Origin of the sequence: Tsukamurella sp. DT100, from assembly GCF_049844855.1 — a bacterium.
In the GTDB taxonomy this organism is placed as follows: Bacteria; Actinomycetota; Actinomycetes; order Mycobacteriales; family Mycobacteriaceae; genus Tsukamurella.
Window position 1 is genome coordinate 1 of record NZ_JBNCLV010000008.1, and the last position, 21840, is coordinate 21840.

A 21840-nucleotide genomic window follows, 5' to 3' on the forward strand; every position below is an offset into this window, starting at 1 on the left:
CGGAGTTCTACAGCCCGGAGGGTTACAAGTTCGAGGGCAAGGTGCTCAGTGCCGCTGAGATGGGTGAGTTCTACGCCGAGCTGATCGGTGAGTTCCCGCTGGTCTCGATCGAGGATCCGCTGTCGGAGGACGACTGGGAGGGGTGGGTCGACCTGACGGATGCGATCGGCGACAAGATCCAGCTCGTCGGCGACGATCTGTTTGTCACCAACCCCGAGCGGCTGGAGGACGGTATCGCCCGGGGTGCCGCGAACGCGCTGTTGGTGAAGGTCAATCAGATCGGCACGCTGACGGAGACGCTGGATGCGGTGGCGTTGGCGCACAACAACGGCTACAAGTCGATGATGAGTCATCGCTCGGGTGAGACGGAGGACACCACCATCGCCGACCTGGCCGTGGCGGTGGGCTCGGGCCAGATCAAGACCGGTGCCCCGGCCCGCTCCGAGCGTGTCGCGAAGTACAACCAGCTGCTGCGCATCGAGGAGGAACTGGGCGACGCCGCACGGTACGCCGGCGACACCGCCTTCCCCCGCTTCGAGTTCACCAGCTAGTCCCCGCAGTACATCGAGAGTCGAAGGAGCACAGCCGAAGTGAGCAGTAGGTCCCGCCTCGTGCGCAGCCCGTCGGGCGGCGATGCCCGTGCGGACGGACGGAGCGCGGGGCGGACCGTCGTGCTGTTCCTCGTGCTGTGCGTCCTCGCCCTCACCCTCGCCGTGCCGGTCCGGACGTACATGTCCGAGCAGGCACGCGAGGAGAAGGTGGCGGCCGAGCACGCCCAGTTGCTCGCCGACATCGCGCGGCTCGAGGAGCAGAAGCGCCTGCAGGACGATCCGGAGTACGTCAAGGCGCAGGCCCGGATCCGGCTGCAGTACGTGATGCCCGGTGAGACGCCCTACCGCGTGCAGGTGCCCGGCGCGCCGAAGCCGACGCCCGAGCAGGTGGAGGCCGAGCAGGCGAAGCAGAACCCCTGGTACACCAATGTCTGGCGCACGATCGCGGTGCCGCACTGATGAGTGACGCAGTAGCTCAGGAGGATCTGGACCGGGTCGCCGCGCAGCTGGGCCGGGAGCCCCGTGGCGTGCTCGCCATCGCCTACCGCACCCCGGACGGCGAGCCCGCGGTGGTCAAGACCGCGCCGCGGCTGCCCGACGGTACGCCCTTCCCCACGCTCTACTACCTCACGGACCCGCGGCTCACCGCCGAGGCCAGCCGGCAGGAGAGCGCGGGGGTCATGCGCGAGATGGAGGCGCTGCTCGCCTCCGACGAGGCCATCGCCGAGAACTACCGCGCGGCGCACCGGCATTACCTCGAATCCCGCAACGCCCTGGAGGATCTGGGCACCGACTTCACCGGCGGTGGCATGCCGGACCGGGTGAAGTGCCTGCACGTGCTGATCGCCTACGCGCTCGCCGAGGGCCCCGGGGTCGTCCGGCTGGGCGACGAGGCCGTCGCCCTCGCCGCGGCAGCGGGCCTGCGCGGCAGCGCGATCCCGGCCGACTGGCCGGAGCCCCGGTTCCCCTGGGGTGGTGAGTGAATCCCCTGATCGTCGCGGCGATCGACTGCGGTACCAACAGTATCCGCCTGTACGTCGCGCGCGCCTCCGACGCGGGACTGGTGGAGCTGCACCGCGACATGCGGATCGTCCGGCTCGGTCAGGGCGTGGACGCCACGGGCGAGTTCGCCGCCGAGGCACTCGAGCGCGTCCGGGTGGCGCTCGACGACTACGTCTCCACGGCACTGGAACTGGGCGCGACCCGGGTTCGCATGGTCGCCACCTCCGCCGCCCGCGACGTGTCCAACCGCGATGCGTTCCTCGACCTCACCGCCGCCGCGCTGGGCCGGATCACGCCGGGTGCGCGCGCCGAGGTGATCGCCGGCACCGAGGAGGCGGAGCTGTCCTACCGCGGCGCCACCGCCGGGCTGTCGGCCGACGACCCGGCCCTCGTGGTCGACCTCGGCGGAGGCTCGACGGAGCTCGTCGTCGGCTCCGGAGGCGCCGTCGCGCGCGCCTATTCGGCCGACATCGGCTGCGTGCGGATCACCGAGCGTGCGCTGCACGCGGACCCGCCGACCGCCGCCGAGGTGGCGGAGGCGACCTTCCACATCGACGCCGCCCTCGACGAGGCCACCGCCGTCGTGCCGCTGGACGGCGTCCGCACCTGGATCGGCGTCGCCGGGACCTTCACGACGTTGGCCGCGCTGGCACACGGCCTCACCGAGTACGACCCCGCACTGATCCACGGCTCGCGGGTGCCGCTGGGCGATCTCGTCGCGCTGTGCCGCCGGCTGGTCGCGATGACCTCGGCGGAGCGCCTGGCGCTGGGCCCGATGCACCCCGGTCGCGCGGACGTGATCGGCGGCGGCGCGCTGGTGGCGATGCGGCTGGCCGAGCGGCTGGCCGCCGTCGGCGTGACCGAGCTCACCGTTTCCGAGCACGACATCCTCGACGGCGTGGCCATGGGGCTCGCCGAACCCGGGAATTAACGCACTGTTGACGAACTCACAGCCTTTCGGCAGCGCACGAAGCGGTTTCGCAGCCTAACGTCTTCGTCAGACGGCGAAAGGAAGTCGATGATGACGAAGGCAACCGAATGCGTGATCGTGGTGCTGGACGGCACCGACGCGACGGCACGACTGGTCGCTGAGCTCTCCGCGGCAGGGAACCGGGTGACCGCGGTGGGCACCAACTTCCGCGATGTGGTCTCCGTGCTCTCCGGTGACGTCTACGCGCTCGTGGCGGACCTCGCCGATCCGGAGCAGTGGTCGACGGCCGTCGACCGCGCCGAGGCGCGCCACGGCGTCGTCGACACCGTGCTCGACCCGGCCGGCCGGCTGGCCGCCTCCGCCGCCTGACCCGCACCGTCGTACCCCTGGAATAGGGGAGTATATCCGGGCTTTCACGGAGGCGGGCGCCGGTCGAACCGTCATAGCTTTGCCGCATGACGACGACGATCCCGTCGGTGCCGCGGATCGAGGCGCTCGACGCCCTGCGCGGCTTCGCGCTCGGGGGCATCTTCGCGGTGAACATCGCGATCATGGCGAACCCGGCGGGATTCGCGGAGGGCCCGGTGCGGTCCTTCGAGGAGATCTTCCTGCACAACCGCTTCTACGTGCTGTTCTCCTTCCTGTTCGGGTACTCGCTGACTCTGCAGTTCCGCTCCGCGGAGCGCGACGGTGCGAACGCCAGGGCTCGCACCGTGCGTCGCCTGCTCGCGCTCCTCGCGATCGGGCTGTTGCACACTGTTTTCCTGTTCACGGGCGACGTCCTCTTCGGCTACGGCCTGATCGGCCTGGCACTGCTCGCGTTGCGAGGGCTGGGGCCGCGGTCGGCGCTCCGGCTCGCCGGTGTCCTGTACGGAGCGTGCCTCCTCCTGTTCGTGGCGCTCACCGTCGCGCGGATCACCCAGTCCCCGGCAGATGCCGCGCAGACGGCGACCGACAACGCCGCGGCCCTCGACGCCGTCCGCGCGGGCTGGGGCGAGGCCGTCGCCTATCGGTGGAGCGACTGAGTCGGCCGCTTGGGGCCGACGGTCGCGTTCGGGATCCTCAACGTGCTGCCGCTGTTCCTCGTCGGCCTCGCCGCCGGAAAGGTGCGCCTGTTCGAGGACCCGGCCCGCTACCTCCAGCACCTGCCGCGGGTGCAGGCGATCGGATTCGGACTCGGCCTACCGCTCTCGATCCTCCCGGTGCTGCTGCACATCCCGCACACCGAGGCTCTCGGCTACGTCTCCGGACCCCTGCTCGCCGCCGCGTACGCCGCCACCTTCCTGCGGATCATCCACGCCCGCCCGGTGGTGTCCGAGGTCTTCGCGCCGGCGGGCCGGATCAGCGCCACGGTGTACCTCTCGCAGTCGCTGATCGCGGCCCTCGCCTTCACGGGCTACGGGTTCGCGCAGGCCGGAAGATGGTCCGACGGTGCGGTGCTCGCCTTCGCCGCGGCCGTCTTCGTCCTGCAACTCGTCGTCGCGCGCTGGTACACCCGGCGGTTCCGGTACGGCCCCGTCGAATGGGCGCTGCGGGTGGCGACGTACGGCGGCACCGCTCGGATGCAGGAGCACGCCCGCGCGACGGTCAGTGGGCCAGCTTGAGCCCGACGACACCGCCGACGATCGCCATGATGCAGACGACCTTGACCAGCGATGCGGTCTCCTCGCCGGTCGCCATTGCGTAGACCACGGTGAGCGTGGCGCCGATGCCGACCCAGACCGCGTAGGCGGTACCGGTGGGCAGATCGCGCATGGCGTAGGCCAGGCCGGCCATGCTGGCGACGAGCGCGACGCCGAACACGATCGACGGGGTGAGCTTGGAGAAGCCCTCGGACTTGCCGAGTGCGGTGGCCCAGATGGCCTCGAGAACGCCGGAAACGATCAGAACGATCCATGCCATGATGCGAACCTCCTCAGGTTCGCACCGTCTTTTCGCTCGCCGGGTACGGTGCGCCTCGTCCGGATGTCCTTTGCGACGCCACTTACGGTACTCGACGGAGTTCGATGGTCAAGTGACGGTGACGAATCTGACCCGCGCACTAGGGTGAGCTGCATGACGCGCGAACTGGTGTACACGGGATTCATCTCGCTCGACGGGGTGGCGGACTCGCCCGGCGGGACCGTCGAGGGTCATCGCAGCGGCGGCTGGGTGGCGCGGCACGACTTCCTCCCCGAGGCCTTCTCGCTCAAGGGCGAGGAGCTGGGGGAGACGACGGCGCTGCTCTTCGGGCGCCGCAGCTACGACGCCTTCGGCGCGGTGTGGCCGCAATCCGAGGACCACGCCGCCTACCGCGACCTGCCGAAGTACGTCGCCTCCACGACGATCGGCGAGGGCGACCTCGTCGACGGCTGGGGCGGTACGACGATCCTGCGGTCGACGGACGACGTCGCCGCGCTCAAGGCGACCGACGGCGGCGCGATCTTCATCCACGGCAGCTGCGAGCTCGCGCGCAACCTCGCCGACGCCGGCCTGATCGACCGGTACAACCTGTTGGTCTTCCCGTACCTGCTCGGCGCGGGCAAGAGCATCTTCGGCCGCGAGGATCGGGACGCCACGGCACTGCGGCTGCGGGAATCGCAGGCGTATCCCAACGGCGTGCTCAAGGTGATCTACGACGTGATTCGTTGACCGGTTCGCCGCGCATCCCCGGTTTCGGGAACTTGCGCGTGTGGCAGTCGTCCGTACCGTCGGAGGCATGTCCGATCTAGCCTTCCAGCTCAATGAGAACGGACGACAGTGGCTGATCCACACGCCCCTGGAGATAGGCCTCTACGTCGTCCTCGCCGTCGTCGTCCGATATCTGCTGCACCGCGGCATCGATCGGCTGGTCCGCGGCAACCGGCGCGACGGCGATTCGGCCCCACGGCGATTCGGCCTCGGCAGACTCGGTGGCCGGCTCAACGGTAGTCGACTGCCGGCCGTGCGGCGGCGCACCGTCGACGATCCGGCGAAGGCGCAGCGCGACCGGGAGGCCCGGGCCCGGCGGGCGCAGCGGGCCGAGACCATCGGCTCGGTGCTCAAGTCCGCGGTGTCCTTCCTGGTGCTGATCTGGGTGGTGATCCAGTCGCTCGCGATCGTCGGGGTGAACGTGGCGCCGCTCATCGCCTCCGCCGGCGTCGTGGGCGTGGCCTTGGGGTTCGGCGCGCAGAACCTGGTGCGGGACTTCATCTCCGGCATCTTCATGCTGATCGAGGACCAGTACGGCGTGGGCGACGTCGTACTGGTCCTCGGGGAGGTCACCGGCACCGTCGAGACGGTGGGCATGCGGATCACGACGGTGCGCGACGTGCAGGGCACGCTCTGGTACGTCCGCAACGGCGAGATCATGCGGGTCGCCAACTTCAGCCAGGACTACGCGGTGGCCTTCCTGCAACTGCCCATCTCGTACTCCGCCGACGTGGATCTGGCGTGCCGCGTCGCCCTCGAGGCGGCCCTCGAGGCCGTCGCGGAGGAGCCTTTGTCCGAGGACGTCCTGGGCGCGCCCGACATGTTGGGCGTCGACGGTGCCACCGCCGACCGGGTGAGCATCCGGCTCACCGTGCGGGTGCGCGCGAACCGGCAGTGGGCGGTGGAGCGCGAGCTGCGCCGCCGGATCCTGCGCGCCTTCGACGAGCACGACATCGCCCCGCCCTACCGCAGCGGACTCCCGGTGGCCGCCGGGGTCCCCGAGTGAGTCGCGATCACGTGGGCCGCACTCTGCGGTGTTCCGCGCATCGCCAACAGTCGTAGGGGGTTTCGGCTTCGGCGATGTCGTTCGCGGCTCCGCACCTGGGGCAGGTGAAACGTCGACGCCCCTCAGCGACCGGGCGCTCCTCTACTCCGCTGCGAGGCTGTGCCGGACGCCCCCGGTCTTCGCGCGGCGCGATCAGTGCGAAACCGGGGCCGAGCGGGCCGAGGAAGAAGAAGAACGCAGCGACGCTTCGGCCCCGCTGCTCGGCGATCATCGCCGCAGTGATCGCGCTGATGAACCAGACGGCTACAGCGATGATCAGCGCACTCGTGGTCAGTGACGTGAACGTCGATTCGATATCTTCGGTGACTTCCATTGCTCCTCCTCCGCGACTTCTGTGGAGGAATCTTTGCGTGCAGCGCCACTTTCCGGACGGAAACGGTGGACAATACAGACGGCCGAAGAAGTTCTGGACGAGGTGGTGAAGCGCCGATGCGCAGCGTGACCTATTCACTGAGCACGTCGGCGGACGGGTACATCGTGGGGCCGGACGGGGCGTTCGACTGGTCGCAGCCCGACGAGGAGGTGTTCCGCTTCGCCACCGACGAGGTGCGCGGGCTGGACGTGCACCTGATGGGGCGGAAGCTCTACGAGACGATGCTCTACTGGGACACCGCCGCGGAGACTCAGCCGCTGGACGCCGACGAGCGCGTCTTCGCCGCGCTGTGGAAGGACCTGCCGAAGGTCGTCTTCTCCACCACGCTCACCGCGGTGCAGGGCGCCAACACCCGCCTCGCCGACGGTGACCTGTCCGAGGAGGTCGCGCGGCTCCGCGCCGAACCCGGCGAGGGGAACATCGGCATCGGCGGCGCCGGCCTCGCGGCGGAGGCAGCGCGGCTCGGCCTGATCGATGAGTACCGCGTGCGCGTCTATCCCGTGCTCGTGGGCGGCGGCATCCCGTACTTCCCGCAGCAGGGGATCGCCACAGCTTTGGAGCGGGTGGGCGGCCGATCTTTCTCCTGCGGCGTCGATTTCGTGCACTACTGCGTCCTGCGGTAGGTATCCGTTCGGGGAGCGGTCGCTTCACGCGCAGATGGAGTCGGCCCGAGCGCTCTGGAGGGGCACGGTCGTCAAATGGCGACGAGTAGCAACCAACCGAAGCACATAAGGAGTGCGAGGCCGGATAGCACCATTCCTGCAATCGCCATGCCTCTCGGTGAATTCATCATGCCGACTCCGGAGAGTAGGAGGCCGATCGGCACCAAGAGCCACGCGATCATTCCGATCAATGGGATGAACGCGAAGAGCAGGGCGAGGAGTCCGATGACGAACCCTGCTACACCGACCGAGTTTCCAGGAGTGGCGACCTGGGTCACCACGATCTGCTGGGGAGGGTAGGCGTAGGGAGTCGGCGCCGGATACCCGTGCGGTGGCAGTGCGGGGTCGTAGTATGGGGCGTGTCGAATACGGGCCGGGGCTGAAGGGAGGGGGCGGGGATTGGGGTGCCGCAGGTGGCTCATGGGCCTCGGTCATGGTGTGCTCCGGAGACTCGTTCAACGGAGCGATGGAACCGGCGGCGGGTTCGCGCTGCGTCAAAGGTAAGTGGGAAAGGTGAATTCGTCGGGTGATCGTATATGCCGATCTCGTCCGATTCGAGCCTTTCCCGGCAAAAGGGGCCCGAAGTTGCGCGAACTCGTCATCGGCGCTGGCGTGTTGTGCCCCCAGTCGGACTCGAACCGACACTCGGCGGATTTTAAGTCCGCTGCCTCTGCCAATTGGGCTATAGGGGCGCGTGGGGAAGCCTAGCGCGGCGGCGCACCGTCGAGCCTGTCAACATGCGTTGACAGACCGAGTGTGTCAACGTAGATTGACAGGCGTGAGCTCACCACCCACCCTCGTCGGATCGGCGGCATCGGAGGACCCCGCGGAGGGGCTCCGGGCCGTCGTCGCACTGCGGAAGCTGGCCGACCAACTCGAGGCGGTCCAGGTGTCCAACGCCAGGAATCTCGGCTGGTCCTGGCAGGACATCGCGGAACACCTCGCGGTCAGCCGCCAGGCGGTGCACAAGAAGTACGGCAAGTAAGCCGGGAACAGGACTGCTGTGTTCGAACGGTTCACCAAGAGCGCCCGCGTCGCGGTCGTGCTCGCCCAGGAGGAGGCGCGCGAGAACGGCGCCGACAAGATCACCCCCACTCACCTACTGCTCGGCGTGCTCGGCACCGTCGACGGTCCGCTGCAGCACGAGCTGACCGACGTGGGGCTCACGCCCGAAGCGGTCCGCGCCTCCGCCGCCGGCCGCGTGCTCACGGACAGGGACGCCGAGGCCCTGCGCGGCATCGGCATCGACGTGGGCGCCGTCGCGGACGCGATCGAGAAGCGCTTCGGCTTCGACATTCTGCGGCCCATCCGCACGAAGTTCCGCGCCGGCCACATCCCGTTCGACCCCGCATCGAAGAAGACGCTGCAGCTCGCCGTGCGGGAGGCGGCGCACCGCAAGGATCGGAGCATCGAGAGCGCCCACATGCTGCTCGGTCTGCTGCGCAGCGACGACGCCGACTCGCTGGCCGCGGTGGAATCCGTCGTCCCCCGCGACGAGCTGCGCCGGCGCCTCTACGACCTGCTGGATCGTCCCGCGGCATAAGTTTCTGCACGCCCGCCGCGACACGGTTAAGCTGTTCGTAAAGAACGTTGCCGAAACTGGGAACTTCGGCCGCGGGCTCGAGCGTTGAAGAGTATGTACAGGTGCACGACCAGGGAAAGGACCCCACGGTGCGCGAAAGCAGCAACCCGATCTTCCGCGGGCTGACCAAGGAGACCCGCCAGCAGGCGCCCGCCGGCTATCAGCAGGGCTACCCGCAGCAGGGCTACGGTCAGCAGCAGGGATACCCGCAGGGCATGAACCTGGGGATGGGTGCCGCAGGCGCCGCCCAGGGCATGCAGTTCCAGCAGTACCAGCAGCCGCCGCAGGCCCCGTACCAGCAGGGCACGACCGGCGGCACCATGACCATCGACGACGTGGTCACGAAGACCGGTGCCACGCTCGGCGTGCTCATCGCCTTCGCGGTCGCGGCGTACGCACTCGTCGCCGGCGGCATCGTCGGTCCGATGCCGTTGGCGCTCGTCGGCGGTATCGGCGGCTTCATCCTGGTGATGGTCGCGAGCTTCGGCCGCAAGCAGGACAACCCGGCCATCGTGCTGTCGTACGCGGCGCTCGAGGGTCTGTTCGTCGGTGCCATCTCGTTCGTCTTCGCGAACTACATGGTCAGCGGCATCAGCGCCGGCGCCCTCATCGGTCAGGCCGTGCTCGCCACGGTCGGCGTGTTCATCGGCATGCTCGTGGTCTACAAGACCGGCGCCATCCGCGTGACCCCGCGCTTCACCCGCATGCTCTTCGCGGCCATGATCGGTGTCCTGGTCATGATGCTGGGCAGCGCCGTCATCGGCATGTTCGGATCGGGCCCCGGCCCGCTGCGTAACTTCCAGGAGAACCCGGTCATCGCGGTCGGCTTCTCGCTGGTCGTCATCGCGATCGCGGCGTTCAGCTTCCTGCTGGACTTCGACCAGGCGGATCAGCTGATCCGCGCCGGCGCACCGTCGAAGGCGGCGTGGGGCGTGGCCCTGGGCCTGACCGTCACGCTGGTCTGGCTGTACGTCGAGATCCTGCGCCTGCTGAGCTACTTCTACAGCAGCGACTAGTCACCACCGTCCGAACGCCCCGCAGCCCCGGCTGCGGGGCGTTCTGCGTTTGCGGCCGGTTCAGTCCCGGCGCAGGGCCCGGGCCAGGCGCGCCGTGAGTCGGTTCGCGTCGGCCGCCTCGGACACCTCCGGGGGCGAGGGGAGCGGCCCGTGCCACTCGCCGAGCGCGGCCAGCACCTCGGGGAGCAGCAGCCGCGCCGCCAGCTCGTAGCCCGCGGCCGACGGGTGGAAGTTGTCCGGCGAGAACATCCGCTCGGGCGCCTCCAGGAACTCCGGCGTCAGGGTGTCGGCGAAGGGCACGGGGTGTCCGCCCGCGGCGAGCACGTGCGCGCGCTGCCGCGCCGCCAGCTGCAGCCCGTACCGGCGGATCACCGACCGCAGGGGCTGGGGGATGGACTGCACGACGCCGATGTCCGGGCACGTGCCGACGACCACCTCGGCGCCCGCGCCGCGCAGCTGGGCCACGGCCGCGCCCAGGCGCCGCGCCGAGGGCTCGATCGAGTTGAGCGCCGTCACGTCGTTCGCGCCGACGATGATCACCGCCACGTCCGGGATCTGCTTCGCGATGAACGCCGCCTCGATCTGCGCGGCCAGCCCCTTCGACGTCGCGCCCACGATCGCCTTCACCGCGAGCCGCACGGTGCGCCCCGTCTCCGCCACGACGCCGCGTGCGAGCAGCACGCCGGGCGTGTGCTCGGCATCGTCGACCCCGAGGCCCGCGGCGGTGGAGTCCCCGAAGACCATGAGACTCACGTCGGCGGGATGGTGCGGCCCGGGCCGCTCGACGACGGTGGTGCCGGGGACGTAGACGCCGTCCTTCGCCGGTGCCTTGTCGGTGCGGTGGGGGATGACGGTGCGCGCGGTGCGCGCCTGCTTGGTGAGGAGCGCGTAGGCGCCCCAGGTGGCTCCGGCGCCGCTGACGGCGGCGGCCGAGGTGTACAGCGCGTCACGGGCGAGCCGGTTTCGGGAGTACCCCATGAGACCAATCTAGACGGCCTGGCGTGGACCGGGCGTGAGGCGTACCGGGCGCTCTGGGACGATGGAGGCATGCGTATCGCAGGACACGTCAGCGAGTTGATCGGCGACACCCCACTGGTTCGACTGAACTCCGTGGTGAAGCCCGGATCGGGCCTGGTCGCGGCCAAGATCGAGTACCTCAACCCCGGCGGGTCCAGCAAGGACCGGATCGCGGTGAAGATGATCGACGCCGCGGAGGAGTCGGGCGAGCTCAAGCCGGGCGGCACCATCGTCGAGCCGACGTCCGGCAACACCGGCGTGGGGCTGGCGATCGTCGCGCAGCAGCGCGGCTACAAGTGCGTCTTCGTCTGCCCGGACAAGGTCAGCGAGGACAAGCGCAACGTGCTCAAGGCCTACGGCGCCGAGGTCGTCGTGTGCCCGACCGCCGTCGCGCCCGAGCACCCGGACTCGTACTACAACGTCTCCGACCGGCTCACCCGCGAGATCCCGGGCGCCTGGAAGCCGAATCAGTACTCCAACCCCAACGGCCCCGCGTCGCACTACGAGACCACCGGCCCCGAGATCTGGCGCGACACCGAGGGTAAGATCACCCACTTCGTGGCGGGCGTCGGCACGGGCGGCACGATCACCGGCACCGGCAAGTACCTCAAGGAGGTCTCCGGCGGGAAGGTCAAGGTCGTCGGCGCCGATCCCGAGGGCTCCGTCTACTCCGGCGGCACCGGCCGCCCGTACCTCGTCGAGGGCGTGGGCGAGGACTTCTGGCCCACCGCCTACGACCCCGACATCCCGGACGAGATCATCGCCGTCTCCGACGCCGACTCCTTCGAGATGACCCGCCGCCTCGCCCGCGAGGAGGGCCTGCTCGTCGGCGGCTCGTGCGGCATGGCGGTCGTCGCCGCGCTGCGCGTCGCCGAGCGCGACCCCGACGCCGTCGTCGTCGTGCTGCTGCCCGACGGTGGCCGCGGCTACCTGTCGAAGATCTTCAACGACAAGTGGATGTCGAGCTACGGCTTCCTGCGCGCCCCGCTCGACCCCAACGAGCAGGAATCCCTCGTCGGCGACATCCTGCGCGGCAAGAAGGGCGAACTGCCCGACCTCGTGCACACGCACCCGTCGGAGACCATCCGCGACGCCATCGAGATCCTCGCCGAGTACAACGTCTCGCAGATGCCGGTCGTCGGCGCCGAGCCCCCGATCATGGCGGGCGAGGTGGCGGGCGCCGTCACCGAGCGCGAGCTGCTCTCGGCCGTCTTCGAGGGCCGCGCGAACCTCGCCGACCCGGTGAGCAAGCACATGGGCCCGGCGTTCCCGCTGATCGGTGCGGGCGAGCCGATCTCGGCCGCCAATACGGCGCTGCGGGAGTCCGACGCCCTCATGGTCATCGACGACGGCAAGCCCGTCGGCGTGATCACCCGGCACGACGTGCTGAACTTCCTCTCCCACGGCAAGTAGAAGGGCCAGCGACATGAGTGAGCAGAAGAGCGCCATCGACAAGCATGCGGCGCAGGGCTTCTCGACCCGCGCGATCCACGCCGGCTACGAGCCCGACCCGCTGACCGGCGCCGTCAACGTGCCGATCTACGCCAGCTCCACCTTCGCCCAGGACGGCGTCGGCGGCATGCGCGGCGGCTTCGAGTACGCCCGCACCGGCAACCCGACCCGGCGCGCCTACGAGGCCAACCTCGCCGCGATCGAGGAGGGCACCTTCGGCCGCGGCTTCGCCTCCGGCATGGCCGCCACCGACTGCCTGCTGCGCGCGACTCTGCGCCCCGGCGATCACCTGATCATCCCCGACGACGCCTACGGCGGGACCTTCCGTCTCATCGACAAGGTCTTCTCGCAGTGGGGGATCGAGCACACCCCGGCGCCCGTCACCGACGTCGACGCCGTGCGGGCGGCGATCCGCCCCAACACCAAGCTGGTGTGGATCGAGACGCCGACCAACCCGCTGCTCAACATCGGCGACATCGAGGCCCTCGCCGAGGTGGCCCACGCCGGCGGCGCGAAGCTGGTGGTGGACAACACCTTCGCCAGCCCGTACCTGCAGACACCGCTGGCCCTCGGCGCCGACGTGGTGCTGCACTCGGTGACCAAGTACCTCGGCGGGCACAGCGACACCGTCGGTGGCGCGTTGGTGACCAACGACGAGCAGCTCGACACCGACTTCGCCTTCCTGCAGAACGGCGCGGGCGCGGTGCCCGGCCCGTTCGACGTCTACCTCGCCCTGCGCGGCATCAAGACGCTCGGCGTCCGGATGGACCGGCACTGCGACAACGCGGAGAAGATCGTCGAGTTCCTCTCCGGCCGTCCCGAGGTGTCGACGGTGCTGTACCCGGGCCTCGAGAGCCACCCGAACCATGCGGTCGCGGCCAAGCAGATGAAGCGCTTCGGCGGCATGATCTCCGTCCGCCTCGCCGGCGGACGCGAAGCGGCGCAGCGGTTCTGCGCGCGGACCGAGATCTTCACGCTCGCCGAGTCGCTGGGCGGCATCGAGTCGCTCATCGAGCACCCCGCCGCGATGACCCACGCGTCCACCGCCGGCTCGCAGCTCGAGGTCCCCGAGGACCTGGTTCGGCTGTCCGTCGGCATCGAGGACATCGGCGACCTGGTCGCCGACTTGGAGAACGCGTTCAGCTGACGCCGCAGTACCGCCACATCCCGGACTCGTAGCGGAACTGCAGCAGCGTCTTCGCCCGGACGGGGTCCTCGTCCGGGTCGCTCGGGACACCCTGCGGCGAGTAGTGCACGACCATCGTGGCGGCCTCGCCGTCGACGGTGACGTCGCCGGTGGATCGGGGGCCGGGCGGGAACCAACGGGTGCTCCCGGCACCGTTCTTCAGTCGCGTGCACCACATGCCCGACACGTCGCGCGACGCGTCGACGTCGTCGGCGTAGATGCTGAACCGCGCTCGCACCGTGCGCTCGTCATGGGCGTCGACGGGGACCGGGTCGGACAGCGCGTGCACGAACAGCACGGCCAGTCCGAGGAGCAGGCCGGCGCCCACCGTGAGGATGACCAGGACGATCGCCGTCACGGTCAGGACGACGAAGGCGGCGGGGTGGCGCCGATGCCACGGCTCGAAGTAGTTCGGATGCACGGCACGATGGTCCGCTGCCGTCCTTGTCGGCTCCTTGTTCGCGCCTTAGGGGCCGCCGGGAGTAACGACTCGGTCACCATCTGAACCTTCGACTTCCCCTTCAGGGTTCGTGGGACTAAAGTGGCTCTTGTTGTAGAACATGACACAAGTGGCTGGAGTGAGTTCTTGAGGCCGAAGCAGAGCCGGAAGGTCCGCAACTACGCGGTCGCGGGGAGTGCCCTCGTGATCGCGGCTGCCGTCGCGGTCGGGTGCGGCGTGACCGGCGGCGATACGAGCCGACTCGGGTCGAGCCTCACCTTCGACCCGCTGCCGTCGGCCCCGTCGGGCGCCTCCTCGAAGCCGAGCGCCGGGGTCAACCCCGGGGCCCTGCCGCCGGGGCAGACCACCGCGCCCCCGTCGCCGCAGGCCCCAGCCACGATGACCGTGGTGGTGCCGCCGCCGAACGCGCCCGCGAAGCCGCAGCCCACCGTCGCCGGACCCACCGCGCCCGCGGTGCCGCCCGCGCCCGCCACCGCGGCCGGCGGCGACGCGAACCGGGGCGAGGGTGGACCGTCGGGCCAGGGCGGCGGACCGTCGGCCCCCGCGCCCGCACCTCAGGCGGCGGCGAAGCCCGTCACCAAGCCGGTGTACCTGCCGGACGGCAGCGTCGACTGCGCCAAGAGCAAGTGCGTCGCGCTCACCTTCTCCGGCGGTCCCGGCCCCGCGACCAGGCAGTTCCTGCAGATCCTCGACAATCACGGCGCCAAGGGCACGTTCTTCGTGACCGGCGCGCAGGTCAACCTCAACCCCGACATCATGACGGCGATCGCCGGCACCGGGAACGAGGTCGCCAACGGCACCTGGACCCAGCCCGACATGACGACGCTGTCCGAGACCGACAGCACCGCGCAGTTGCAGCAGACCAACGACGCGATCCGCAGCTCCGTGGGAAGCGCGCCCACACTGTTCCGGCCGATGGGCGGGCACACGTCGCCGTCCGTCGTGGACGCCGGCAAGCGGCTGGGCCTCACCCAGGTCCTCTGGGACCTGGATTCGATGGACTACAACTACCAGGGTGATCCCGACGGCCTGACGCAGGTGCTGCTGAAGGTGAAGCCGGGACAGATCGTGATGCTGCACGACACGTTCGTCTCGTCGGCGACGGCGATGGACCGCATGATGACGCAGCTCGGCGACCAGGGCTACGCCTTCGTCACAGTCAGCCAGCTCCAGAGCAGCCGCGCCGGATAGCAGCGACGCCGATACGCGAAAGCGGGCCCGTCCCCACTGGGGGCGGGCCCGCTTTCGACGGTGCCGGGGAGCTCAGGAGTGGTACGGCTCCGCGCTGACCAGGGTCACCTTGACGACCGCGCCGCTGGGGATCGTGTACTCGCGGGTCTCGCCGACCTTCGCGTCGATCAGGGCCGCGCCGAGCGGGGAGTTGGGGGAGTAGATCTCCAGCTCACCGTCGCCCCCGCCCTCCTCGCGCGTGGCGATGAGGAAGGTCTCGGTGTCCTTCTCGTCGCCGTCGTAGTAGACCTTCACGACCGAGCCGGGGAGCGCCACGCCGGACTGCGTGGGGGCCTCGCCGACCTTCGCGTTGTTGAGGAGCTCCTGCAGCTGGCGGATACGCGCCTCCTGCTGGCCCTGCTCGTCGCGCGCGGCGTGGTAGCCACCGTTCTCCTTGAGATCGCCCTCTTCGCGACGCTCATTGATCTCGGCGGCGATGACGGGGCGGTTGGCGATCAAGGCGTCCAACTCGTGCTTGAGGCGCTCGTGGGACTCGGGGGTCAACCACGTCACCTGAGTGTCCGTCATTTCTTCGTCCTTCGTCGTAGTCGGCGGCCCGCTGCGGCTTCACCATCCCACAGCCGGCCGGCCCCGAAACGGTGCCCGGGGCCCGTAAATGCAGCAATACACGGCTCCATCCGGAACCGTGTATCCGCTGATTCTAGCATGGGAAACGGAAACGGGTATTCGGATCAGGCGGCCTGGAGCGCCTGCTGGTAGGTGGGCTCCCGGCGTTTGAGGAAGCCGCACAGTGCGTAGCTCAGCGGCATGATGAGGATCTCGACCAGCGTCTTCCACACGAATCCCAGGATCAGGTAGTTGAGGAACTGACCCGGGGTGGTGAAGCCGAGCGCGGGCGCGGCGATGGAACAGAAGACGAGGGTGTCGAAGAACTCGCCGACGACCGTGGAGCCGAGCAGCCGCGACCACAGGTGCTTCTCGCCCGTCCAGGACTTCATGCGCACCAGGACCCAGGAGTTCATGAACTCGCCCACCAGGTAGCCCGCGAGGCCGGCGATCAGGAACCGCGGGACCACGCCCGCGACGGTCTTGAAGGCCTCGTCGTTGGGCCAGCCCGGGGCGGGCGGCAGCAGCGTGGTGACCCAGAAGCACAGTGCCGCGAGCGCGAGGATCGCGAAGCCGGTGAGGATCACCCTGCGCATGGCGCGGAAGCCGTACACCTCGGAGATCACGTCGCCGAGGACGTACGCGAGGGGGAAGAGGTAGAAGGCGCCGTCGGTGGCGATGCCGTCGATCTGCAGGCCGAGGATCTCGACGTGCAACGACGGGGCGAACAGCACGGCCTTGGTGCCCGTGATGTTGCTGATGATCATGACGCCGACGAACAGGCCGACGAGCATGGGGAAGTAGTAACTGCTGACTGTGGCGAAGGCCGGACCGCGGTTGCGGGCCGGCTGCCCAGACTTCGGGGTGGGGGAGTTGTCAGTGCTCACGCACGGTCAAGATACGCGGGCACGTTCGTCCCGCAACCGAAGACGTCGCCGACGGCGGGCGGTTCCGTGGTGCGCACCTCGCTGCTGACCACCACGACGGGGTCCGGCGACGGGGCGACGTAGAACTCGCGGCGGCCGATCTCGTCGCCCGCCTTGTTCTTGGCGTAGACGATGCAGCTGACCGCCTGCTGCGGGTCGGTGCGGGTCACCGTGACCTGCACGTCCACCGCCGAATCGGACAGCACCTCGTACCCCGCGGTCTCGCCGGTGACGGGCTGCCGCGAGAACTTCTGATAGCCCATCCACGCGAGGCCCACGCCGAGGATCACGACCACCACCAGCCCGATGAGGCCGATGCGACGCGTGCGCGCGGGATCGCGCTCGTCGGGGTAGCGATCGGAGGGGCGGACAGGGGCGGTCGACATGCTTCCATCGAAGCACACCCGGCGCGGCGGGCCCGCGCCCGATCGTGGAACACTGGGGGTCATGACCGGATACCGCCTCCTCGCCGTTCACGCGCACCCGGACGACGAGTCGAGCAAGGGCGCCGCCACCATGGCGCGGTACGCGGCCGAGGGGAACGACGTGCTGGTCGCGACGTTCACGGGCGGCGAACGGGGCGACATCCTCAACCCCGCGATGGACGTCGCGGGCGTCAAGGGCCGCCTGCCCGAGGTGCGTCGCGAGGAGATGGCCAAGGCCGCCGCCATCCTGGGCGTCGAGCACCGCTGGCTCGGCTTCGTCGACTCGGGGCTGCCCGAGGGCGACCCGCTGCCCCCGCTCCCGGACGGCTGCTTCGCGCTGGAGCCGGTGGAGGTGCCGACCGAGACACTGGTGCGCCTGATCCGCGAGTTCCGCCCGCACGTGATGATCACGTACGACGAGAACGGCGGCTACCCGCACCCCGACCACATCATGACCCACACCGTCTCGATGGCGGCCTACGAGGCCGCGGCCGATCCCGCGCAGTTCCCCGATGCCGGCGAGCCCTGGCAGATCTCGAAGGTCTACTACAGCCACGGCTTCCTGCGCGGGAAGTTCCAGGCTTTCGCGGACGAGTTCGAGAAGAACGGCCTCGAGAACCCCTACACCGAGTGGCTCGCGCGGTGGAAGGACGAGAAGAACGACATGATGGCCCGCGTGACCACGCAGGTCGAATGCGGCGAGTACTTCCCCGTGCGCGATGACGCGCTGCGCGCGCACGCCACCCAGATCGACCCCAACGGGCCGTTCTTCGCGGTGCCGATGGAGTGGCAGCAGCGCCTGTGGCCGACCGAGGAGTACGAGTTGGCGAAGACCACTGTGAGCAGCAGGATGCCTGAGAAGGACCTGTTCAGCGGGATCGAGAAGTGATGGGACCGCTACTGCAGCTCGCCACCGACGTCGCGATCCTCGCGCAGGACCCGCAGAAGCCCAAGGGGCCGGAGTTCGGCAAGTCGGGCCCGCTCGGCCTGGCCGTGATCGTCGCGCTTCTGGCGGTGACCTTCCTGCTGATCCGCTCGATGAACAAGCACGTGAAGAACCTCCCCGAGTCCTTCGACGACGAGGCGCCCGGCGAGGGCGACGAGGCCGGCGGCACCGACCACGCGGGGATCGAGGCCGACGGGGCCTCGCTCACCAAGGGCGACGGCGGACCGTCGAACAGTGCTGACGGTGCCGGGGGCGACGAGCCCCGGTAGCTCGACGCACGCCGCCGGATCGGCGGGGCGGTACGCCCGCTACTACTGGAAGAATCCGTAGACGGTGCTGATCCGGCCGTTCTCGACGACGGCCACATCGCGGCCGTTCCCCGCCGGCGGGTTCCCGGGCGACCCGAAGCTCCACTCGAAGTACACGACGTGGTGATGGCCGTGCAGCGCGCCACGCGTGAACTCGGAATCGGGGAACTGGGCCTGCCAGCCGGCCACGTAGGCATCGATGGCAGCGATTCCCCGCGCCGCGGAGTTCGGGTCCACGTAGTACGCGTCGGGCGTGAACACCGCGGCAGCCAGCGCCTGCCGGGCCCGCGGGTCGCGTTCGTTCCACATCGCGAGGTACGCCGCGACGAGTGCGGCGAAGCCGTCGTTCTCATCGGGCGTCCGGTCACCTGGGGAGGGTGTGTAGGAGTTCATGCGACCATGGTGAACGTTGAGGCCGGTCTGAAGGTCAAGGGGCTGACGAATGCACATCGGAGATCTGAGTCGCCGAACGGGTGTCAACGCCCACCAGCTGCGGTACTACGAGGCGCAGGCACTGCTGGATCCGGGGCGCACCGCCGCGGGGTACCGGGTCTACAGCGAGGACGACGTCGTCACGGTGCGGCAGATCCGGCACCTGCTCGCCGCCGGTCTCTCGACGGACGACATCGCCTACCTCCTGCCTTGCGCCAGGGGTGAGGCCCCGCAGCTCTTCGGCTGCCCGGAGCTGATCGAGGCCATGCGAGGCCGACTGGACCGCCTGGACGATCAGATCGGCACGCTGACCCGATCGCGAGCAGCGCTCGCGCATTACATAGACGAGGCTGCGCGACTCGGAGCCGAGACCTACGGGCCGTTCGGTGCGGGCGCTGCGGAGCAGCGCCCGACGGCGGCGCGCCGATGAACCGGTCGGCCTACACGCGCGACCCCGCGACCACCCCCGCACGCGGCGGACCGTCGGGCGGATCCGACGGTGCCGGGGCCGACGAGCCCCGGTAGGGGACCTCACAGCGACTTCCCAGGCTCAGGGCCGGGGGCGCGCAGTTCCGCCCGCGAGGGTGGCTTCCGTGAAGTACATGACTCCGCGGCGCTGTGCCGTGACCGCACTGCTCGCCGCCACGGCGCTGCTGTACTGCTGGAACCTGTCGATCAGCGGCTACGGCAACGACTTCTACGCCGCCGCGGCGCAGGCCGGCGGGCTGAGCTGGAAGGCCTGGCTGTTCGGCTCGCTCGACCCGGGCAACGTGATCACCGTCGACAAGCCGCCCGCGGCGCTGTGGGTGACCGGCCTGTTCGTGCGGGTCCTCGGCCTCTCGTCCTGGTCGATCCTGCTGCCGCAGGCGCTGATGGGGGTCGGCACCGTCGGGCTGGTGTACCTGACGACGCGCCGGCTCCTCGGCTCGCTTCCGTCGCGGATCGCGACCGGAGGGGCGCTGCTGGCGGGCGCGGTGTGCGCGCTGACCCCCGCGGCGGTGCTGATCTTCCGGTTCAACAACCCCGATGCCCTGCTGGTACTGCTCATGACCGCCGCGGCCTACTGCACCGTGCGGGCATGCCAGGCGGCGTCGTGGCGCTGGCTCGTGGCGTGCGGCGCGCTGCTCGGCTTCGCCTTCCTCACCAAGATGCTGCAGGGCCTCCTGGTGCTGCCCGGCTTCGGGCTCGCGTACCTGCTGTTCGCGCAGACCTCCTGGCTGCGGCGGGCTCGGGATCTGGCGCTGGGTGTTGTCGCCGTGGTCGTTTCGGCCGGCTGGTACGTGCTGCTGACGGTGCTGTGGCCCGCGTCGTCGCGGCCGTACATCGGCGGCTCGAAGGACGGCACGTTCATGGATCTGGTGCTCGGCTACAACGGTCTGGCGCGGATCGTCGGGAACAGCGGCGGCTCGGGTTCCGGCGGCTTCGGCGGCGGCGGGCCGGGCGGCAACGGCGCCACGGGCACGTCCTTCGGCGGCACGCCGAGCCTCGCGCGCCTGTTCAGCAACGAGTTCGGCAACGAGATCTCCTGGCTGCTGCCGGCGGCACTGGTCGTGTTGGTGATCGGTCTCGTGCTGGTGGCGCGGCGTCGCCTGGATCGTGATCTCGCGCTGGGGCTCACCGTCTTCGGCACCTGGCTCGTGGTGACCGGCGTGGTCTTCTCGTACATGAGCGGCACCGTGCACCCGTACTACACCGTGGCACTCGTCCCGGCGATCGCGGTGCTCGTGGGCGGCGGCGCGGCCGTCGCGTGGAGCCGCAGGTCGACGGTGCCGGGCACGCTCGCGCTCGCCGCTCTGGTGGTGGCCGCCGGTGGCTGGGGCATCGTCCGCGCGTGGCGAGCCGGGTATGCCTGGCCGTGGCTGGGGATCGTCGTCGGCGTCCTGATGGCGGCGGCGATCGTCGCGCTGGTCGTGACCCGATCGCGGGTCGGGCGTGCGGCGGCGGCCGCGCTGGTGTTCGCGCTGCTCGCCGGTGGCGTTGCGACGGCGGCGTTCTCGGTCTCGACGGCGAGCACCGCGCACAGCGGCGGCGTGCCGACGGCGGTGAAGACCGCGAAGTCCGGTGACATGTTCGGCGGGCCGGGCGGGCGTGAGGGGAAGGCATCGTCGGGCGGCGGAACGAAGGTCGAACTGCCCGCGGGCGTGGAGCTCCCGGAGGGCGTGAGCGCCGACGACATCAAGGCCGGCAAGGGGCCCGGCGAGCAGAAGTCCGACCCCGAGCTCATCGCCCTGCTGAAGAACACCACCACGCAGTGGGCGGCCGCGGTCAACGGAGCGCAGAGCCAGGGTTCGCTGCAACTGAACTCCGGCCGGCCGGTGGTCGCCATCGGCGGGTTCAGCGGCTCCGACCCCGCGCCCACGCTCGCGCAGTTCCAGCAGTGGGTGAAGGACGGGAAGATCTCGTACTACGTCTCCTCCGGCGGCTTCCGCCCGGGCGGCGGGAAGTCCGAGATCCAGAGCTGGGTGGAGAAGAACTTCACCGCCACCAAGGTCGGGAGCGCGACGGTCTACAAGCTGGTGGTGTAGTCATTCGCCGTGATCGCGCGTCACTCGTGCCGTCAATTCGGCTATCCGGGCGTCGACGTCGGCGAGCACGTCGATGATCCTGCGTCGCTCCGCTGCGGGAAGGCGGCGTTGCTGTAGGTCGAGTACCGCAAGGGCTTGGTGCTCGGTCCACTCGAATCCTTCCATCAACCGAGCCTTCGCAGTATCGACGTCCTCGGCCGCGTAGAGGAGCTCGTGCACTGTGCGATGTTCGCTCAACGCCAGGGCGATAGCAGCGAGGATGCTCCGCCGCGCAGACTCCTGCGCGAGAAGCTCGACGTCGGCCGGTGTACTTCTCCGGCTCATTCGTCGCCCTTCGGCTGACACGCAGCAATCCGCGGTGCTGCTGCGTATTCGTCCTCGACGCCTGCTTCCGGCCCAGCCGTGCCGAATCCTGTCGCGGCCATTACGACGTCCACGTTCTCCGACACGCTCGATGCGCCGCTGTCGAAAAGACCGAGGCGCATGTTCATCGCGGTCGTGATCGCGTTCACG

The 21840-nt window shown here is 69.7% G+C and carries 31 protein-coding genes, 1 tRNA gene and 1 riboswitch; of the genes, 20 read left to right on the forward strand and 12 right to left on the reverse strand.

The window, feature by feature from the left end:
- From ACLQ3K_RS18595 to ACLQ3K_RS18625, 7 genes are all read left to right on the forward strand, one after another.
- Nucleotides 1-551: enolase C-terminal domain-like protein (locus tag ACLQ3K_RS18595; RefSeq protein WP_426001052.1), on the forward strand; the 551-nt coding region annotated here is incomplete at its 5' end.
- 39 nt (nucleotides 552-590) lie between these two features.
- The gene (locus ACLQ3K_RS18600; RefSeq protein ID WP_224645817.1) at nucleotides 591-1010 is read left to right on the forward strand and encodes an FtsB family cell division protein; all 420 of its coding nucleotides are present in this window, start codon (nucleotides 591-593) and stop codon (nucleotides 1008-1010) included.
- Nucleotides 1010-1534 carry a DUF501 domain-containing protein gene (locus ACLQ3K_RS18605; protein ID WP_224645818.1) on the forward strand — a complete coding sequence of 175 codons (525 nt, stop codon included), beginning with the start codon at nucleotides 1010-1012 and terminating at the stop codon, nucleotides 1532-1534. The genes ACLQ3K_RS18600 and ACLQ3K_RS18605 overlap by 1 nt, the downstream gene beginning before the upstream one ends.
- Complete coding sequence (locus tag ACLQ3K_RS18610; protein WP_426001053.1) at nucleotides 1531-2484, forward strand: exopolyphosphatase; 954 nt, start codon at nucleotides 1531-1533, stop codon at nucleotides 2482-2484. The genes ACLQ3K_RS18605 and ACLQ3K_RS18610 overlap by 4 nt, the downstream gene beginning before the upstream one ends.
- A 90-nt stretch (nucleotides 2485-2574) precedes the next feature.
- Nucleotides 2575-2853, forward strand: coding sequence for a hypothetical protein (locus tag ACLQ3K_RS18615; protein ID WP_336670074.1), 279 nt, complete (start codon nucleotides 2575-2577; stop codon nucleotides 2851-2853).
- A gap of 86 nt (nucleotides 2854-2939) precedes the next feature.
- Nucleotides 2940-3509 carry a DUF418 domain-containing protein gene (locus ACLQ3K_RS18620; protein WP_426001054.1) on the forward strand — a complete coding sequence of 190 codons (570 nt, stop codon included), beginning with the start codon at nucleotides 2940-2942 and terminating at the stop codon, nucleotides 3507-3509.
- A gap of 9 nt (nucleotides 3510-3518) precedes the next feature.
- Nucleotides 3519-4088, forward strand: coding sequence for a DUF418 domain-containing protein (locus tag ACLQ3K_RS18625; RefSeq protein WP_426001055.1), 570 nt, complete (start codon nucleotides 3519-3521; stop codon nucleotides 4086-4088).
- On the opposite strand, the gene ACLQ3K_RS18630 is transcribed toward ACLQ3K_RS18625, so the two are convergent.
- Nucleotides 4072-4386 carry a DMT family transporter gene (locus ACLQ3K_RS18630; RefSeq protein WP_224645822.1) on the reverse strand — a complete coding sequence of 105 codons (315 nt, stop codon included), beginning with the start codon at nucleotides 4384-4386 and terminating at the stop codon, nucleotides 4072-4074. The two genes, ACLQ3K_RS18625 and ACLQ3K_RS18630, sit on opposite strands and share 17 nt — an antisense overlap.
- A gap of 18 nt (nucleotides 4387-4404) precedes the next feature.
- Nucleotides 4405-4468, reverse strand: a riboswitch (guanidine-III (ykkC-III) riboswitch).
- A 71-nt stretch (nucleotides 4469-4539) separates the two neighbouring features.
- On the opposite strand from ACLQ3K_RS18630, the gene ACLQ3K_RS18635 reads away from it, so the two are divergent.
- Nucleotides 4540-5115 (forward strand): dihydrofolate reductase family protein, encoded by a 576-nt coding sequence (locus ACLQ3K_RS18635; protein ID WP_426001056.1) that lies wholly within the window; start codon nucleotides 4540-4542, stop codon nucleotides 5113-5115.
- A gap of 67 nt (nucleotides 5116-5182) precedes the next feature.
- Nucleotides 5183-6160 carry a mechanosensitive ion channel family protein gene (locus ACLQ3K_RS18640; protein ID WP_426001057.1) on the forward strand — a complete coding sequence of 326 codons (978 nt, stop codon included), beginning with the start codon at nucleotides 5183-5185 and terminating at the stop codon, nucleotides 6158-6160.
- A 7-nt stretch (nucleotides 6161-6167) separates the two neighbouring features.
- On the opposite strand, the gene ACLQ3K_RS18645 is transcribed toward ACLQ3K_RS18640, so the two are convergent.
- Nucleotides 6168-6533, reverse strand: coding sequence for a hypothetical protein (locus tag ACLQ3K_RS18645; protein ID WP_426001058.1), 366 nt, complete (start codon nucleotides 6531-6533; stop codon nucleotides 6168-6170).
- A 116-nt stretch (nucleotides 6534-6649) separates the two neighbouring features.
- Between ACLQ3K_RS18645 and ACLQ3K_RS18650 the strand changes: the two genes are divergently transcribed.
- Nucleotides 6650-7216 carry a dihydrofolate reductase family protein gene (locus tag ACLQ3K_RS18650; protein ID WP_426001059.1) on the forward strand — a complete coding sequence of 189 codons (567 nt, stop codon included), beginning with the start codon at nucleotides 6650-6652 and terminating at the stop codon, nucleotides 7214-7216.
- A 71-nt stretch (nucleotides 7217-7287) separates the two neighbouring features.
- Here ACLQ3K_RS18650 and ACLQ3K_RS18655 read toward each other — a convergent pair whose 3' ends face one another.
- Complete coding sequence (locus ACLQ3K_RS18655) at nucleotides 7288-7533, reverse strand: hypothetical protein (protein WP_426001060.1); 246 nt, start codon at nucleotides 7531-7533, stop codon at nucleotides 7288-7290.
- 340 nt (nucleotides 7534-7873) lie between these two features.
- A tRNA-Leu gene (locus tag ACLQ3K_RS18660) sits at nucleotides 7874-7947 on the reverse strand.
- 86 nt (nucleotides 7948-8033) lie between these two features.
- Between ACLQ3K_RS18660 and ACLQ3K_RS18665 the strand changes: the two genes are divergently transcribed.
- The 3 genes from ACLQ3K_RS18665 (at nucleotide 8034) to ACLQ3K_RS18675 (ending at nucleotide 9853) form a co-directional block, all read left to right on the forward strand.
- Nucleotides 8034-8240 carry an RNA polymerase subunit sigma-70 gene (locus ACLQ3K_RS18665; protein WP_068524404.1) on the forward strand — a complete coding sequence of 69 codons (207 nt, stop codon included), beginning with the start codon at nucleotides 8034-8036 and terminating at the stop codon, nucleotides 8238-8240.
- 18 nt (nucleotides 8241-8258) lie between these two features.
- Complete coding sequence (locus ACLQ3K_RS18670; protein ID WP_426001061.1) at nucleotides 8259-8798, forward strand: Clp protease N-terminal domain-containing protein; 540 nt, start codon at nucleotides 8259-8261, stop codon at nucleotides 8796-8798.
- 128 nt (nucleotides 8799-8926) lie between these two features.
- The gene (locus ACLQ3K_RS18675; protein ID WP_224645922.1) at nucleotides 8927-9853 is read left to right on the forward strand and encodes a Bax inhibitor-1/YccA family protein; all 927 of its coding nucleotides are present in this window, start codon (nucleotides 8927-8929) and stop codon (nucleotides 9851-9853) included.
- A gap of 60 nt (nucleotides 9854-9913) precedes the next feature.
- Here ACLQ3K_RS18675 and ACLQ3K_RS18680 read toward each other — a convergent pair whose 3' ends face one another.
- Entirely contained in the window at nucleotides 9914-10831 is a 918-nt protein-coding gene (locus ACLQ3K_RS18680; protein ID WP_426001062.1) for an SGNH/GDSL hydrolase family protein, read from the reverse strand.
- A gap of 69 nt (nucleotides 10832-10900) precedes the next feature.
- Here ACLQ3K_RS18680 and ACLQ3K_RS18685 point away from each other — a divergent pair, with 69 nt between their 5' ends.
- Both ACLQ3K_RS18685 and ACLQ3K_RS18690 read left to right on the forward strand, forming a co-directional pair.
- The gene (locus ACLQ3K_RS18685) at nucleotides 10901-12283 is read left to right on the forward strand and encodes a cystathionine beta-synthase (RefSeq protein ID WP_426001063.1); all 1383 of its coding nucleotides are present in this window, start codon (nucleotides 10901-10903) and stop codon (nucleotides 12281-12283) included.
- A gap of 13 nt (nucleotides 12284-12296) precedes the next feature.
- Nucleotides 12297-13469, forward strand: a complete 1173-nt coding sequence (locus ACLQ3K_RS18690; RefSeq protein ID WP_224645829.1) for a cystathionine gamma-synthase — start codon at nucleotides 12297-12299, stop codon at nucleotides 13467-13469.
- Here ACLQ3K_RS18690 and ACLQ3K_RS18695 read toward each other — a convergent pair.
- Entirely contained in the window at nucleotides 13462-13929 is a 468-nt protein-coding gene (locus ACLQ3K_RS18695) for a hypothetical protein (RefSeq protein ID WP_224645830.1), read from the reverse strand. The two genes, ACLQ3K_RS18690 and ACLQ3K_RS18695, sit on opposite strands and share 8 nt — an antisense overlap.
- 165 nt (nucleotides 13930-14094) lie before the next feature.
- On the opposite strand from ACLQ3K_RS18695, the gene ACLQ3K_RS18700 reads away from it, so the two are divergent.
- The gene (locus tag ACLQ3K_RS18700) at nucleotides 14095-15159 is read left to right on the forward strand and encodes a polysaccharide deacetylase family protein (protein ID WP_426001064.1); all 1065 of its coding nucleotides are present in this window, start codon (nucleotides 14095-14097) and stop codon (nucleotides 15157-15159) included.
- Nucleotides 15160-15231: 72 nt separating this feature from the next.
- On the opposite strand, the gene greA is transcribed toward ACLQ3K_RS18700, so the two are convergent.
- The 3 genes from greA to ACLQ3K_RS18715 form a co-directional block, all read right to left on the reverse strand.
- Nucleotides 15232-15726, reverse strand: coding sequence for a transcription elongation factor GreA (gene greA / locus ACLQ3K_RS18705; protein WP_068524412.1), 495 nt, complete (start codon nucleotides 15724-15726; stop codon nucleotides 15232-15234).
- Nucleotides 15727-15890: 164 nt separating this feature from the next.
- Entirely contained in the window at nucleotides 15891-16559 is a 669-nt protein-coding gene (locus ACLQ3K_RS18710) for a queuosine precursor transporter (protein ID WP_426001234.1), read from the reverse strand.
- 89 nt (nucleotides 16560-16648) lie between these two features.
- Nucleotides 16649-17077: a DUF4307 domain-containing protein gene (locus ACLQ3K_RS18715; protein WP_224645833.1), complete on the reverse strand. Its 429-nt coding sequence runs from the start codon at nucleotides 17075-17077 to the stop codon at nucleotides 16649-16651.
- Between the two features lie 61 nt (nucleotides 17078-17138).
- Here ACLQ3K_RS18715 and mca point away from each other — a divergent pair, with 61 nt between their 5' ends.
- Together mca and ACLQ3K_RS18725 are read left to right on the forward strand one after the other, a co-directional pair.
- Nucleotides 17139-18005, forward strand: a complete 867-nt coding sequence (gene mca, locus ACLQ3K_RS18720) for a mycothiol conjugate amidase Mca (protein WP_426001065.1) — start codon at nucleotides 17139-17141, stop codon at nucleotides 18003-18005.
- Nucleotides 18005-18331, forward strand: coding sequence for a hypothetical protein (locus tag ACLQ3K_RS18725; RefSeq protein WP_224645835.1), 327 nt, complete (start codon nucleotides 18005-18007; stop codon nucleotides 18329-18331). Before mca ends, ACLQ3K_RS18725 begins: the two co-directional genes overlap by 1 nt.
- 42 nt (nucleotides 18332-18373) lie before the next feature.
- Here the strand turns inward: ACLQ3K_RS18725 and ACLQ3K_RS18730 are convergent, their stop codons facing one another.
- On the reverse strand, nucleotides 18374-18763 hold the full coding sequence (locus ACLQ3K_RS18730; RefSeq protein ID WP_426001066.1) for a nuclear transport factor 2 family protein: 390 nt from the start codon (nucleotides 18761-18763) through the stop codon (nucleotides 18374-18376).
- A 49-nt stretch (nucleotides 18764-18812) separates the two neighbouring features.
- On the opposite strand from ACLQ3K_RS18730, the gene ACLQ3K_RS18735 reads away from it, so the two are divergent.
- Together ACLQ3K_RS18735 and ACLQ3K_RS18740 are read left to right on the forward strand one after the other, a co-directional pair.
- On the forward strand, nucleotides 18813-19232 hold the full coding sequence (locus ACLQ3K_RS18735) for a MerR family transcriptional regulator (RefSeq protein ID WP_224645837.1): 420 nt from the start codon (nucleotides 18813-18815) through the stop codon (nucleotides 19230-19232).
- A gap of 172 nt (nucleotides 19233-19404) precedes the next feature.
- Nucleotides 19405-21327: an ArnT family glycosyltransferase gene (locus ACLQ3K_RS18740; protein ID WP_426001236.1), complete on the forward strand. Its 1923-nt coding sequence runs from the start codon at nucleotides 19405-19407 to the stop codon at nucleotides 21325-21327.
- Here the strand turns inward: ACLQ3K_RS18740 and ACLQ3K_RS18745 are convergent, their stop codons facing one another.
- Both ACLQ3K_RS18745 and ACLQ3K_RS18750 read right to left on the reverse strand, forming a co-directional pair.
- Complete coding sequence (locus ACLQ3K_RS18745; protein WP_426001067.1) at nucleotides 21328-21546, reverse strand: hypothetical protein; 219 nt, start codon at nucleotides 21544-21546, stop codon at nucleotides 21328-21330.
- Between the two features lie 101 nt (nucleotides 21547-21647).
- The gene (locus ACLQ3K_RS18750) at nucleotides 21648-21839 is read right to left on the reverse strand and encodes a hypothetical protein (protein WP_426001068.1); all 192 of its coding nucleotides are present in this window, start codon (nucleotides 21837-21839) and stop codon (nucleotides 21648-21650) included.
- Nucleotide 21840 lies beyond the last annotated feature (1 nt).